We start from the raw sequence: 13,418 nt of genomic DNA, 5'->3' as shown, positions 1-13,418 counted from the left end.
CCTTAAATATGAGTTTTGGATTGTTTAATTGAACTGAACAAGTATCTCTTTTGAAAATCTTTAGGATAAATAAGCCTTCCTGTTAAATTAAGATAATCATCGCGAAGTGATTTATCTCTAATAATAGGTAAATATTTTTTTTGAATTGATTCTTTGGTTTGATTATAATTAATTCTTGAGTCAGCAATAATACCATTAAGATGAGGCATAATTTCCTCTTGATATTTTTTTAAATATTCATCAAGAAATGAAACTCCATCTTGTTTAAAACTAATATAAGCTTCAGTAAGCAGTGATGCTGACTTCAACGCCATAGAGCAACCGACTCCACTAAGAGGATCAACTGATGCACATGCGTCGCCAATAAGTGCAATATTTTTAGATATTGGATTTCTTAGTTGATTGGGAAAATGATTATACCCGTAAACATTACTGATGCATTTTAACGAGTCAAAAGAGAAATCTGGAAAGGCATTACTCATTTTTTCTAATATAAATTTTATCCTGTCCTCTTGATTAGAAGGTTTATTTTCTGATTTGTTATCATAATACCAAGATAGTAATACTTTACCTTTTTTTAAAGGATAAATGAAACCCATATCATTCCCATCAATAACAAAATGAGATTGATGAGTTTCTAATTCTCCAAATGGGTATCCTTCAAAATATGCAAATATTGTTAGTCTATCATTTTGAAATTCTTGCTGTTGAAAATTGCAAAATTTCGAAACGCTAGATGTTCTTCCATCTGCTGCAATTAAAACATCGCATTCTAATTTAGTGTTTTTACCATTATCATCTATTGTAACTATGCAATGATCTTCAGCAATAGTAACCTCTTTAAAGGAAGCATTCATTTTCAATTCAATATCATGTTCTAATAATATTTTTCTTAATTCAGGATCTAATACTGAACGTTCTATATTATATGCATAACTTTCCGTTGAAGTTTCTTTATCGGAATATGGTCCAGAACTTTCAATTACCCCCGCAGGGGTATAAAATTTAGCCTTGCTTTTTAACCCGTTTTCTTTAACAAAATCCAATAAACCAATCTCTTGCAAGATTGGAGTCGAAATTGGTTGTATAAAATGGGTACATAGTTTTTTATATGAATCAATAGATTCAGATCGTTCAATTATTGTAACTAGTGCACCATTTTTTTTCAACATTATGGCAGCTGAACAACCAGCAATACTGGCTCCAACAATTATGAAGTTCAAATTATTCTTATTCATATTTTTTCTCTTATAAATTAACAGCCGCAATCAATTTCGGTGCCTGATTGAGACTCATCTCCTTCAGTAGCAAAACCATCTCTTTTCCACCAATCCAACCCACCAATCAATTCTTTGACATTAAATCCCAAAGTTAATAATTTTATGCAGGCCTTTGTAGAAGCGTTACATCCAATTCCATCACAATAACAAATATATGTTTTACATTTATCTAAATGCTCAGTTGAATGAAACGACATATCTTTATGCCATAAATTAATAGAACTAGGTATATGCTCTTTTTTATAAGATTGAGGTGATCTGGCATCTATAATTACTATATTTTCCTTCTTACTAATTGCTGAAAATAAATCTGCTGAATCTAATTCATAAGATAATTTTGATTGATAATGAATCATTTGTTCGATACTCATAAAAACTCCTTTAATAATTAAATTTCAAAAATATTACCAGAGATATAAACTAAATCATTTTTACTAAACACATTAAAACTTACATCAGATCCTGACAACTGAACATACTCCAAATCATTTACATTTGAATCAAACAACAAAGAACATTGAATTAAAGAAGGAATAACAGAAGCAGAAGCTCTATCTTCAGAAATTCCAGCCCTGGGTGCAAAAAATCTAAAATATACAACACCTTTATTGGGTTTCGAGGCTATAATAAAACCTACGAAATTATGAGACTCCCAGGCTATAAGTGTGGCATCAAAATTTAAAACATCTTCATAACATGAAACCAACATCAATAAATCTCTACCACAATTAAAAAAAGCTAAAAAAGGATAGTTAACTATATTTTCATTGCTGGTATAAGAGAATATGTTATTTATTTTTAGAACTATGTATGGTTTTCGATTATCTGCAAATAACCATAATTTATCTTTTAAATTAGAAATATTGATCAAAGCTCCTTTAGGTAAAAAATCATAAAGTACATGAGCTACTGCTAATGCTCCATGTCCACATAAAGGAAGTTCTTTAATACGAGAAAACCAACGGATTGAAATATCATGTTTATCCCGTACAAAAAAAGTAATTTCTTCATAAACCTCGTTAAAAACAATAGAATAAATATCATTGTCAGATATCCACATATTTAGTTCATAAACTGATGTAGGATTTCCATTTTGAAGATTATTTCCAAATAAACTTAATGAACTTTTTTTTATGATGTTATTCATTTGCATTTACCATTTATTAACTAAAATATCGATTTATAATATTTTTCGAGAAAGCAATAACAGCTTTTGCTAACATTCCATTACATCCATTTATTCTTAATAATTTGTTTTCAACAGTAACACTTGGCTTTCCATCGGTAGTTTTTACAAAAGCACAAGGTTTTAAGTCAGCTAACTTAAAATTGGGGAATTTGGATAAAACTAATGTTACGGCATCGTTTAAAATAGGATGTTCGTGAAAAGCTCCATTAAACCAATTTGACACTGCATTTGGTTCTAAAACAATAGGAGTTGTTTCAGTAAATGAAATTTTCGATATTGATTTTCCAAATTGATTTTTGTAATAGCAAATACCATAAAAATCATTGATTAATTTAGATTCTGTTATTTCATCTATAAAAGCAAAACTAGAATGATTTTTTGTATCAGTTAACTTGAAAAACATTGCAACCTTACCAATAATGAATTCATTATTATTATTTTCAGTCACACCATGTATTCCTCTTGAATCAATAAGCCATTCAGATTTAATTTCTCCAAAATCACCATTGCTAATGTAAGTCTCATTTTTATAATTTATAGAAACAACATCATCGACGACCAACGATGCTCCCAGATTAATTGCATGGTCATTCATATAATTAATATATAAGATAGGGTTTAAGATACCACCAAAAGTATCCATATAATTATAACGATAACTATCATTTTTTATTAAATAAGGATTATCATACGAAATACCATCTTTAAATAAATACTTTACTGGAACCTCTTTAAATAAATTTGGATTTTCAAGAGAAATATTTTTCAAAATATCAAAAGACTCTTTAGCTAAATCTTGCCAATATTCATTATTATGATGAAATGTTCTTACAATTCTAGTTTCATCTTGATGAGATGAAAAATATTTATTCTTATGACTGTAATTGGCCCCTATAATACAAACTTTATACCCTTGCTTAGATAGATAAAAAGCTAAAGTACTTCCCAATAAACCATTTCCAATAATAGTAATATCAAATTTATTATTCATCGTGTAATTAAAGATCTTAAAATAGTCAAAGTTGCCTCTTCCGCTGTCTTAGAAAAGCCCGCATATAACATAAAATCATGTGGCAGAGTATGAAAATTCGTAAAAGAACATAAAGGATATTTATTTTTAAACATTATTGCTTCATCATATAAGACATCACAGCCTCCTGAGAAAATCTGAATATTCATCTGATCTTGATCATCAATTTGCATATTTAAAGGATCAAATTCATTTGAATTAAAAAAATACCTAGACAATGATTTAAACCAAAGCATTTTCTCAAAGTCCAAAAAATATCCTTGATTAAATTTTAAGTAAGATGGAAAAAAATGATTCAAATCTAAAACAGGGTATATAAGAGAACAAAAAATTTTAATTTTCTTACTAAATATTCTAGAAAAATAGAGAGCTAACCACCCACCAATGCTATCACCAACAAAAATGATATTTTTAGATGAACAGTGATTAATAACGAATTCAATTTGTAAGTAAAGGTTTTCAACTAAATATTCAATTTTGTTTTCGGGTAATTTATTGTAACCTAAGCTATAAACGTCTAAATTCGTTACTTCAACGCATTTTATCATCAAAGAATGAAAAACATCTTGATCATAAAAAACCAATCCACCACCATGAATAGATATTACAACTTTGTCTTGATTTGAAACTAATTTGGATTTATAAAGGCGAATTTGATTATCAATATCATAAATAATTACCGAGTTAGTAGTTATAGCAAAAGGTTTAGTCGAGTTCTTTGCGTTTACTCTTACTTCATCTAAAGAATTATTGTTCCCTTTATCTAGCATTTTTCTAGAAAAAGACAAATTTCTAAATTCTCTATTCATCACTTGATGTTGATTATTTAATAATACTTGAGGGCAATTAAATGAAAATTTATCTCCATTTACATTAAAACAAATTTGAGGAACCGATTCACTTATTTTTTGGGATGAGTAAGTAATTAGCAAATTTTTTATTTTTTTGCCTAATGAATCACCAGATACATAATTTGATAAATCAATATAAAATGTATTTTGAGGGGTAGGGATAACATTATGACAATTACTACGTAAATCGATATATATGAAATATTCTGCTGAATCTCTATATTTATCCATTTCAAAATTTAGTATATTTGCTTCGTCATCAGAATTAATATACACAATCTTAAGTACTCCTTTGGGACTTTTTGAAATCATTTTAACTTCATAACTAAAATGGATATTTTCATGAGCAATATCTGCTTTATTTAAAATATAAGGAAAAAAGTGCTCAACATTTTTTATGTTACATTCTTTTAAAAACGAATCAAAAATTTTAGGTAATAAAATATTTAAAGTGGCATCAAGTCTCTTTGAAAGATTTGATTCAATAAGATGCAATGCCAAATGTATATTTTTCTTATTGCGTGTAATAGTCATAATTATAATATTTTTTTAATTGATTTTAGCAGTTTCTTTCATTGTTTTTTCCAAAGCATACAGATCAGACACTTTTTCAGGAACAATCAATGAAGAATATATACTCTCAATATCAATATCATTTTTTTCAGCAATTTCAACTATTAGCGAAACAACTGTAATAGAATCTAATCCTAATTCATGAAGAAAAGTATCTTTATCATAAGTAATAGAGTCACTCAATTTTTCAACATGAGTCTTAATAATTTGATCAATAAATTCATTTTCATTCATCGTTACATCTTCCATTTAGGTTAAAATCGTTTTTGCCATTAATGACATTATTTTGAAGTAAGTTCATCAATTTTTTGTTATCACTTTTACCATTAAGAGTAATAATTGATTCATCAAGAAATCCCCATACTGCGGGCATAATTTGGTTATCGATAGTATTATTTAAATTCATTTTTATTTCTGCTAATTTTTGTTCATTTGCCCCAACAATAACACATCCAATCGATGAAATACCATTATGTTTTACAATACCCAAGGCACATTGCTTAATACCATCAGTGTTTAATACTGTCGAATGAATACATCCGAGATGTAAGCGCTTACCATTTAATTTAACTTGTAAATCATTTCTTTCTATAAAAATATAATTACCATTTTTATCTAATGTACAAACATCTCCTGTATGGTAGAATCTGATTCCATTAATATCTTTAATTACTTTTTTGGTTAATTCATCATCATCAAAATAACCAGCCATGACTTGCGGTCCACCAATTAATAACTCTCCAGGAATATATGGCTCAGAAATTTCCTGACCTTCATCATCAAATAATAAGCAATTTGTTCCTTCTAAAGGCATGCCAATTGGATAACTTGTTTGTAAATTTTTGTCTATAACTTTAATTTCAAAACAATGAGATACAATTGTTGTTTCAGTTGGACCATAAGCATTAATGACTCTTGCATTTTGAAATTCTATTTTCCATTGATTAATTAGGGCTACTGAACAAGCTTCTGCACCGGTCATAAGCATCTTTAAATAAGGAAGCTTATTTTTATTAACGAAATTCATATCTTCAGAAATAATTGCCAGTAAAGAAGATACAGCGATTATATGGGTAACTTGATGCTTTTCTATTATTTTTCTAAGAAAATAACCAGAATAAAGAGTGTCAAATTGATAAACGTGTGCTCCATTGGCAAGAGGAATAATAGTATCTTCAAGAAATACATCAAAATGAATTGGAGTTAAACTGACAATTCTATCTCCTATTCCAAATTGTAACCATTTTTGGTGAGACTCGGCATAGTTCTTAAAAGAGTTAGCAGTAATCATTACTCCTTTTGGCACGCCAGTAGATCCAGAAGTATAAATTATATATAACAAATCATCTGATTTATAAGCATGTGGAATTAACTCAATATTAATATTATTTGTTATTAATAATAAATCTTTATATGATTTAACTATCACAGAACCATCAAAGATATCATTTTGCAAATTGTTTTCTGTTAATACTATTTTAGGTGATACTAAACTGGAAATTAATTTAATACGTTCGATTCCTGAACCGATATCTATTGGACAAAAAACAGCGCCTAATTTCCATATGGCAATTAATATAGCTACTGTTTCTACAGATTTCTTTCCTACAACACACACGACATCACTTTGTTTGACATCAAATGAATATTTCAACGTTTTAGCATAAGTATTTGCCATTAAATCTAGTTCTATAAAAGACAATTTCGATTTTGAATCCGATACAGCTATAGCATTAGGACAATTAACTTTGCCATAATGTAATAACTCTCCAATATAAAAATCATCCTGCAAAAAATTAGTCGAATCAGCAATGAGTTTCTTCATCATATGTTCTCTTTTATTTAACTTTAGGAACTATTAATTTAAATCTTTTTTTATCTAAAGCTTTGGCACCAATTGCTTGATAAAAATTAATACCGATAATATTATCAGGTGGAGTTTGCCATTCAATAGAATTTATATTTTTTTCAAATGCAAAATTCTCTAATGTAGCAATTAAACGTTTTCCTAAACCTTTTTTTCTATATTCTTCTTGTAAATACAAACAATCTAAATATAAGAAAGGTAAAGCACTCCAAGTTGAATAATCAATAGTAACACTCATATAACCAATAATATGATTTTTTTGGTTAACACAAACCCAGCAATATATCTTTGAATTTGCACTAAAAAAAAGCTGTTCCCATCTTTTAATTAATTCAGGGTCCTCATCAAAAAACAACGCTTCATAATCAGCATGTTTAGAACATAACTTAATAAGATTTTTTAAGTCTTGTTTTTCTATTTTTCTAATTATACATTCAGAGTTTTCCATTAAATACCTCGCTTAAATATTTATCACCCGCATCTTTTGTCACAGTCAGAAGGTTATTTGATAAGATATGCTTTTGCCATAAATTACTTTCTTGCACAATCAATCTTGCTTCCCATAAACAAGCTATAATTGTTTTATCTTGTAGCCTTTTTAGTGTTTTAAAATTTTCATCAGTTTCATAAACTATATGCCTAATATTATTAGCATTATTCCATTTGATACTTAAAATATACCAACCATCATTTGCAAGATGAATGATTGAAAAACCTAATTGATGATCTAAATCATTATGACCTAATCCTTGGTATGTTTTTGTAATCAATGCAGATATTTCATTACTGATCTGAATTTTTATATTCTCATTTTCTTTAGAATGGATAGAATAAATTTTTATTCGATTATCTAAATGATGCGGCGTGTGATAATTATTGTTTAAATTAATTGATAATTAACCACGCCGTGTATTTCTATATTTGAAAATAAATTACGGTTTTGTTGGGAAAATTACATTTATATTTGATGTGTCGATACGAGTTAAAAGAATTCTATATTTTTTCCAATTTTTTAATTTTTCGTCATCACCATCTTCAGCCATATCTAAATCAATAGCGTCGAGTAGTATTGATATTTTCTCATTTGCTTCATTGAGTAATGTGTTTTTCAATGATTGATTATTTTTGATAATGCTTTCATTTTTAGTATCATTATCCAATACCCATTTTGTGCCATCCCACTTACAAAAATCGAATGGTTCTAACTCAGTAAAACCATCTCTAACCTCACCCAGATAATCAATCTTAACGGGTGCTTTTGTTTCAATGTTGTATACTGTTTTTTCTCGATGGTCCTCAACTAAAACCCACTCGCCGTTTTTTTCACATGGCCAATATCCGTCTTTGAATTTTGGTTCTACGCGCAACGCATTATCAGGCGGTAGCGTATTATCGTTAGCTTCGAGTTCATGAGTAAACGGTTTTAGCTCATTTGTGTTATCAAAATAATAATTAATCATATTAAACTCCAAGATAGATTGCGGGTGTCATACCGATATTTAAAGGTCTGTTGTCGTCACTAGTAACAGGTGCTACGCGTGATGCGTCAAATGTTATAGTTCGTTCCGGAAAATCAGAATCAGTAGCATATGTGGCTGCATTCGAGTGTCTGTTATTTAATCCCGATCCAGCAGTATTCGGTTCACCAACATGAAAAACGCCAACTCCAACAGTTCCACGCCATTGCATGACATTATAAAGTTGTCCCCAGATATTACGAATTGCATCATTTTCAATGCTACCAACTTGCCTGCTAGTTCCATTAACTGCACGCTCAAAAAAACCTCTACCGTCATCCGAAAACGCGGTTGGGACATTGATATATTGTTGACCGTTAATTACTTTGATTGTGATTTTGTAATCTTCTTTGTAGTTTGCAGATAAACTATTTAACGCTCGACCTTGTGGTGAATCGAGTAAATAGTTATCACCATTTCGGAAATACCAGCCATGCGGTAGTTCTGATGCTCTGAATGCCATTAGCTTTTGTTCACCAACAATGTATGGTTTTTCAGCTCCAGCAATCATCAAGTCCCAAAATTCATTACTGTTAGGATTGATATTTTTTACAGTTTTTTTTGCGATAAATGCAGAGCCGTCAAAACCAACAACGTCATCTTTTGTATATGTTGTTGAACTGTTGTATGTTCCACACCAGTTAAATCTGATGTTACCTAAGTTTATTGTCGCCATTTTTACCTCTCTTTTTTATATAACCATCAGTAAGTTTTTATTGTTAACAGTAAATTCACAGCCGCCAGGAGCAATCACCCATTCTAAAAAGTTCTCAATATTTAATATGTTGTTATCTATATTTCCTGCTGTTTCTAAAATCAATTTTGCACCATCTTTTTTAAAACCATAGAATTGTGTAGCTACACTTTGTGCTATTTGTTTAATGCTCTCAATTTTTGCTATAAACTCGTTTGAATTTTCAATGACTAGCCACGGCTTTCCGTTGTTCATTTCATCAGTCACATTAGTTTCAGGTAAAACGTGATGAGGTAAATTACCTGCCCATGCATAATATTTTTTTGTTTGTTCATCATAAACAATTTCATTTCTTGTATTTATAGTACATCCATCATTGAAGTTACCAATTGACTCATAGCCTATCTTGGCTTCGATTAGCTCATTTACTTGTTTTTGTAGTTTTTCGTCATTGCCGTCAACATATTCCTTATTAACAGCATCATTTTTGTTTTCTGGTTTTTTTAAATTTTCGATACGATTACATTTAGCATCAAAATTTGAATTATCTTCAGATGCAGATAATGTAAACTCTAATGCAGTATTAATTGTGTCGACTGTTCTTTTTAAATATTGTGTTCTGTTAGCAAGTTCATAATGAGGTTTGTTTGCTATACCCCGCACACCACCCCCCGACACGATCTTTTCGCTGAATGAGATATACATTATCTTCCCATTTTACTTCTTCAATTAAATGTTCCATTATTTACGCCCTCTAATATGCAAATTCGTATCGTTCATCATATGCAATTTCATCATCGTATAAGATGTCGTTAAAATCATTAAACTGTATTATTCTGCCAAATTGGCCAAAATCGGATTTCGGATTTTTTGATAAATCAGGTAATAGTTGTAATGTAGTTTCAATATTTGAAAATTCTGATTTATCATCAATCAAGCTGATAAATTCTATGGGATCTAGTGATAATCGGAAAAGCTCAATATTTATTGTTTTATCATCAACTATATTTTTTCCTTCATAACGCAATGCTAAATCTAATGGTTCATTGTTTAAAATACTAATACCGCTTAATCCTGAGTAATCATATTCAACTAAAATTCGTGAAAATTTTGGTTTTGTTATAAATAAAATTGAGCCAGCTTTACAATCAACAATATAGTCAACATGTTCATTTAAATTTTCGATAAAAACATCTCTTATATTTTGATGTTGTAAATAGATTGTCATACCTGATTTTATATTTCTGAACTCTTCTTCAGCCCAACTTTGTTGATGTGATACAGACTCTCCGCGTAATAATAATTTCAGATTTTCCAGTGAACGATCAAACCATGTTGCAGTAACATTACCGCCCGTAAACGTAATAAATCTTTTGCTATTAACTAAGCGCCCCCCAATACTGCGTTTACTATATTGTTCTTCAAATTCAAAATTAATTTTTAGTGATGATACATCTCCGATCCATCGCCATTGATGATCCCTTTTTTTATGCGTTAAAAACACTTTACCTTGACCGTAGTAATATTCACTTTCATTAGACATTATTTACTCTCCACAGTGATATGACCTTCAGGCAGTGTTGTTACAAATTTTTGTAATGATTCATAACCATCTCGAATGCTATATAAAGTTAAAATGTGCAAATCATCATAAACATAATCTTCTTGAGATGAATACGGTAATAATATGAATGTATCAGTGGTATTAAATTTCCATAGAATTTCTTTTGTATAATAATCAGCAATTTCAATTATATATTCAGTACCTAGTTCTGGTCCTATATTATCTGAAACACAATCAACCAAACGTTCTGCCTGCAAAATGCGATCGCGATGTGAAAAACTTATGATATACGTATCAGATTGTTCAATTACATCTGGATATAATGAGTCATTAACTTTGATATTTCCGGGTAAATATGGACGGATTTGCCTATGTAACATTACTATTTTATTAATAGGTGCAATATCATCATTTAATATACCTGCATTAGTTTGCGTGAGTAATTTGACGCCAACGGTTTCACCATTAACATACTCAATATGATCAGTTGCCAAGGAGTTCTCATAGAAATATATTATTGAGTTTGATAGGTGTTTTTGGGGTAATGAATCAACACAGCCGCGCCCAACTTTTATCATATTTGTTTCAAAATCAATTTCATCAATGCGCATGAACTCATCATCAACCAGAAGACCTTCGCCAATCATTGGTTGATAATCTGAATCAATTTTGATTTCAAACTGTGTTTCAAGTTTATCAATATCATCAGTTAATTTTGCAAATGGAGTCCAATCACTGCGATTTTCATTAATTGCAGAGCCAGCTGATTGAAATTGTAATATATAATTAATTGATGATTGCGTGGGAGCTAATGCTGTAACACCAATATATCCTGAAATTGGTGTTACATAGTCTAAATCGGCAGCACTCAATGCTGCTGCTAATAATGCATACGGTAATTCAATCAGTTTAATGTCGTTTACAGCATGAATTGAGTTATCTTGCTCAACCCATTCACTATTTTGTTGTGATGCACTATACGATGTAGATGACAAACTAAAAACATCTTGCACACCGGTTATTAATAACGAGCCATCACTTTGTTCTTCTATTTTTCCAACTCGGAGAATCATATTTTCAATATCACGGTCAGGTAACGATACACGAAAACACGATGCGGGTTCCAATATGCCACCACGTCTATCAAATTTAATAATTAAACGTGTAATACCTGCTGCATTCATTTCAAGATCTCGCTCAGCCACGCGAGCGGCCAGTTCTTGGGTTGGCACAGCTTTATATTCAACTGAATTGCTAATTAAACCAACTTGTTGAATTGATGCTAGATTTTGAGCACGAACAGTTCCATCCTCATGGGTAACAGGATTACTATATGTAACAACTATTTCATTATATGTCGCATCATTACTCGCTGAATCATCATCTTGTACTGATAAAATACCGTTATCATAATTAAATGATGGTAATTTTTCTGGATCATAGTCGTTACGAATTAGCTTTAATGTTAATTTTCCGGTTGATAAATCAGCATATTGAGCAGCACCAATATGATCTAAAATTTGCTGTATAAATGTTTGCAGTTGATCTTGTCGATTGTATCGAAAACATAAACCAAACTTTTCATTAAATAGTGTATCTGCCGCTTTTTTAAAACTGTCAATATCGATTTCATCCCAACTTAATCCTCTTCCCCAATCTCGATTTGTAGCGCATTCGAATAAAATATGAGCAGGATTCATTGCATGAATATTTCGAATATTATGATTCAGCTCTTTATTCAATGCAGCTATTTTCCGTTGCCTTTCTTCTTCTCGTCGTTTTTCTTCCTCTTGTTTTCTTTTTTCTTGTTCAATTTGTTCAGGGCTTTTGTCTTTATTTTTATTTATAAAGGGATATTTGTTTTTATTCTTCTTCTTTTTGTGTATTGGACCATAGCGGCTTTCAATCTCACTTTCAATGCCTATTATTTCTGACACATTATCACACAACACAATAGTACACTTTTCTGGGTACCAGACTAAATTATTATCCCAGCCTTTTGTAGTCCGCCGAACTCTGTACGACCATGGTTTTGGTGATGCGCTATAACAACTTATTAATCCGGAGTAAAATGTTGTGACCATTCCCCGAAATCCAGGAATCAACCCTTTTAAAATACGGTTTAAACTATTTGATGGGATTTGATTTTGTTCACCCATCATTATTTCAAGGTTTCCTTCAATGCCTCCCTCGCCACCAGTGTCTTCACCACCAAATAAATTGGGTTTATTAATATAAATAGAGCAATTTGTATTTGCTTCGTCTTCTTTTCCCAGCCACACAATTTTTTTATCTGCAGTGATTGCAACAATAGAATTAATAGGACCACGACCCAAACCACAGAATAAATCCCAATAGTATCTGTATCCAACGGTAACTTTACTGCTTGAACTACTACCCATTTTTTTCTAACTCCCGAGATTTTGCAATATTGACAATATGTAACGCTAATGCATCACCTGTTTTTAAAACTATTTCTGAATCAATATATCCATCACGAATAAACGCATTTAAATCCAAGTTATAGCGTTTAAAAAACTCACGTAATCCTCCGGCACAGCCACCACCAGCACGAATATGCGCCATTGTTATTTTCATAATTGACACTCCAAATTACTTACGAATTGCACTATAACGATAGTTACCATAGCCCAGTACAAACCAGTCAGATGTCCAACAGTCACCAAAAAAAATGCACTGCGGAGTACCTTCGTCTGGAATGGGCATATTCCAATCATCTTCCGTCGCCGCGGTTGGACGATTACTTTTTGGTTGTTTCGCAGTAACACGTGCAATCACATAACTGGCAACAATAACAGCAACAAATTTAGCGACAGCCCACCACATAATAAA

At 30.7% G+C, this 13,418-nt stretch carries 16 protein-coding genes; all 16 read right to left on the bottom strand.

All coding sequences use genetic code 11. The features are described from left to right. Nucleotides 1-2: 2 nt before the first annotated feature. Nucleotides 3-1,238, bottom strand: a complete 1,236-nt coding sequence (locus A9G47_RS07380) for an NAD(P)/FAD-dependent oxidoreductase (RefSeq protein ID WP_065642579.1) — start codon at nucleotides 1,236-1,238, stop codon at nucleotides 3-5. Nucleotides 1,239-1,255: 17 nt separating this feature from the next. Then, entirely contained in the window at nucleotides 1,256-1,651 is a 396-nt protein-coding gene (locus tag A9G47_RS07375; protein ID WP_065642578.1) for a rhodanese-like domain-containing protein, read from the bottom strand. A 17-nt stretch (nucleotides 1,652-1,668) separates the two neighbouring features. Then, a complete protein-coding gene (locus A9G47_RS07370) occupies nucleotides 1,669-2,427 on the bottom strand; it encodes a PhzF family phenazine biosynthesis protein (protein WP_065642577.1) in 759 nt (252 codons plus the stop codon). A gap of 16 nt (nucleotides 2,428-2,443) precedes the next feature. Next, the gene (locus A9G47_RS07365) at nucleotides 2,444-3,460 is read right to left on the bottom strand and encodes an FAD-binding oxidoreductase (protein ID WP_065642576.1); all 1,017 of its coding nucleotides are present in this window, start codon (nucleotides 3,458-3,460) and stop codon (nucleotides 2,444-2,446) included. Further along, the gene (locus A9G47_RS07360) at nucleotides 3,457-4,884 is read right to left on the bottom strand and encodes an alpha/beta hydrolase fold domain-containing protein (protein WP_065642575.1); all 1,428 of its coding nucleotides are present in this window, start codon (nucleotides 4,882-4,884) and stop codon (nucleotides 3,457-3,459) included. Before A9G47_RS07360 ends, A9G47_RS07365 begins: the two co-directional genes overlap by 4 nt. Nucleotides 4,885-4,899: 15 nt before the next feature. Continuing rightward, nucleotides 4,900-5,157, bottom strand: a complete 258-nt coding sequence (locus A9G47_RS07355) for a phosphopantetheine-binding protein (RefSeq protein WP_065642574.1) — start codon at nucleotides 5,155-5,157, stop codon at nucleotides 4,900-4,902. After that, nucleotides 5,150-6,751: an AMP-binding protein gene (locus A9G47_RS07350; RefSeq protein ID WP_081303587.1), complete on the bottom strand. Its 1,602-nt coding sequence runs from the start codon at nucleotides 6,749-6,751 to the stop codon at nucleotides 5,150-5,152. Before A9G47_RS07350 ends, A9G47_RS07355 begins: the two co-directional genes overlap by 8 nt. Nucleotides 6,752-6,761: 10 nt before the next feature. After that, entirely contained in the window at nucleotides 6,762-7,238 is a 477-nt protein-coding gene (locus tag A9G47_RS07345) for a GNAT family N-acetyltransferase (protein ID WP_065642572.1), read from the bottom strand. Next, nucleotides 7,225-7,560 (bottom strand): hypothetical protein, encoded by a 336-nt coding sequence (locus tag A9G47_RS07340; protein WP_065642571.1) that lies wholly within the window; start codon nucleotides 7,558-7,560, stop codon nucleotides 7,225-7,227. Before A9G47_RS07340 ends, A9G47_RS07345 begins: the two co-directional genes overlap by 14 nt. 162 nt (nucleotides 7,561-7,722) lie before the next feature. Further along, nucleotides 7,723-8,250, bottom strand: a complete 528-nt coding sequence (locus A9G47_RS07335) for a tail fiber assembly protein (RefSeq protein ID WP_065642570.1) — start codon at nucleotides 8,248-8,250, stop codon at nucleotides 7,723-7,725. 1 nt (nucleotide 8,251) lies between these two features. Then, nucleotides 8,252-8,983 carry a hypothetical protein gene (locus A9G47_RS07330; RefSeq protein ID WP_218057209.1) on the bottom strand — a complete coding sequence of 244 codons (732 nt, stop codon included), beginning with the start codon at nucleotides 8,981-8,983 and terminating at the stop codon, nucleotides 8,252-8,254. A 15-nt stretch (nucleotides 8,984-8,998) separates the two neighbouring features. After that, the gene (locus A9G47_RS07325) at nucleotides 8,999-9,706 is read right to left on the bottom strand and encodes a hypothetical protein (protein WP_065642569.1); all 708 of its coding nucleotides are present in this window, start codon (nucleotides 9,704-9,706) and stop codon (nucleotides 8,999-9,001) included. A gap of 49 nt (nucleotides 9,707-9,755) precedes the next feature. Further along, nucleotides 9,756-10,544: a hypothetical protein gene (locus tag A9G47_RS07320; protein ID WP_065588025.1), complete on the bottom strand. Its 789-nt coding sequence runs from the start codon at nucleotides 10,542-10,544 to the stop codon at nucleotides 9,756-9,758. Continuing rightward, nucleotides 10,544-12,967: a phage tail protein gene (locus A9G47_RS07315; protein ID WP_065642568.1), complete on the bottom strand. Its 2,424-nt coding sequence runs from the start codon at nucleotides 12,965-12,967 to the stop codon at nucleotides 10,544-10,546. Before A9G47_RS07315 ends, A9G47_RS07320 begins: the two co-directional genes overlap by 1 nt. Continuing rightward, nucleotides 12,960-13,163 carry a hypothetical protein gene (locus A9G47_RS07310; protein ID WP_065642567.1) on the bottom strand — a complete coding sequence of 68 codons (204 nt, stop codon included), beginning with the start codon at nucleotides 13,161-13,163 and terminating at the stop codon, nucleotides 12,960-12,962. Before A9G47_RS07310 ends, A9G47_RS07315 begins: the two co-directional genes overlap by 8 nt. A gap of 15 nt (nucleotides 13,164-13,178) precedes the next feature. Next, complete coding sequence (locus A9G47_RS07305) at nucleotides 13,179-13,412, bottom strand: hypothetical protein (protein ID WP_065642566.1); 234 nt, start codon at nucleotides 13,410-13,412, stop codon at nucleotides 13,179-13,181. Nucleotides 13,413-13,418: the final 6 nt, after the last annotated feature.

Source organism: Gilliamella sp. WF3-4 (assembly GCF_001690275.1).
In the GTDB taxonomy this organism is placed as follows: Bacteria; Pseudomonadota; Gammaproteobacteria; order Enterobacterales; family Orbaceae; genus Gilliamella; species Gilliamella apicola_C.
This window is presented reverse-complemented; position numbering and strand designations above follow the sequence as displayed.

What these genes read in the sequence shown, in the direction of transcription:
- A9G47_RS07365 (WP_065642576.1), bottom strand. Translation starts at nt 3,460, where the DNA reads ATGAATAATAAATTTGATATTACTATTATTGGAAATGGTTTATTGGGA.
- A9G47_RS07310 (WP_065642567.1), bottom strand. Translation starts at nt 13,163, where the DNA reads ATGAAAATAACAATGGCGCATATTCGTGCTGGTGGTGGCTGTGCCGGA.
- A9G47_RS07345 (WP_065642572.1), bottom strand. Translation starts at nt 7,238, where the DNA reads ATGGAAAACTCTGAATGTATAATTAGAAAAATAGAAAAACAAGACTTA.
- A9G47_RS07315 (WP_065642568.1), bottom strand. Translation starts at nt 12,967, where the DNA reads ATGGGTAGTAGTTCAAGCAGTAAAGTTACCGTTGGATACAGATACTAT.
- A9G47_RS07350 (WP_081303587.1), bottom strand. Translation starts at nt 6,751, where the DNA reads ATGATGAAGAAACTCATTGCTGATTCGACTAATTTTTTGCAGGATGAT.
- A9G47_RS07335 (WP_065642570.1), bottom strand. Translation starts at nt 8,250, where the DNA reads ATGATTAATTATTATTTTGATAACACAAATGAGCTAAAACCGTTTACT.
- A9G47_RS07305 (WP_065642566.1), bottom strand. Translation starts at nt 13,412, where the DNA reads ATGTGGTGGGCTGTCGCTAAATTTGTTGCTGTTATTGTTGCCAGTTAT.
- A9G47_RS07360 (WP_065642575.1), bottom strand. Translation starts at nt 4,884, where the DNA reads ATGACTATTACACGCAATAAGAAAAATATACATTTGGCATTGCATCTT.
- A9G47_RS07355 (WP_065642574.1), bottom strand. Translation starts at nt 5,157, where the DNA reads ATGAATGAAAATGAATTTATTGATCAAATTATTAAGACTCATGTTGAA.
- A9G47_RS07330 (WP_218057209.1), bottom strand. Translation starts at nt 8,983, where the DNA reads ATGGCGACAATAAACTTAGGTAACATCAGATTTAACTGGTGTGGAACA.
- A9G47_RS07375 (WP_065642578.1), bottom strand. Translation starts at nt 1,651, where the DNA reads ATGAGTATCGAACAAATGATTCATTATCAATCAAAATTATCTTATGAA.
- A9G47_RS07370 (WP_065642577.1), bottom strand. Translation starts at nt 2,427, where the DNA reads ATGAATAACATCATAAAAAAAAGTTCATTAAGTTTATTTGGAAATAAT.
- A9G47_RS07320 (WP_065588025.1), bottom strand. Translation starts at nt 10,544, where the DNA reads ATGTCTAATGAAAGTGAATATTACTACGGTCAAGGTAAAGTGTTTTTA.
- A9G47_RS07380 (WP_065642579.1), bottom strand. Translation starts at nt 1,238, where the DNA reads ATGAATAAGAATAATTTGAACTTCATAATTGTTGGAGCCAGTATTGCT.
- A9G47_RS07325 (WP_065642569.1), bottom strand. Translation starts at nt 9,706, where the DNA reads ATGTATATCTCATTCAGCGAAAAGATCGTGTCGGGGGGTGGTGTGCGG.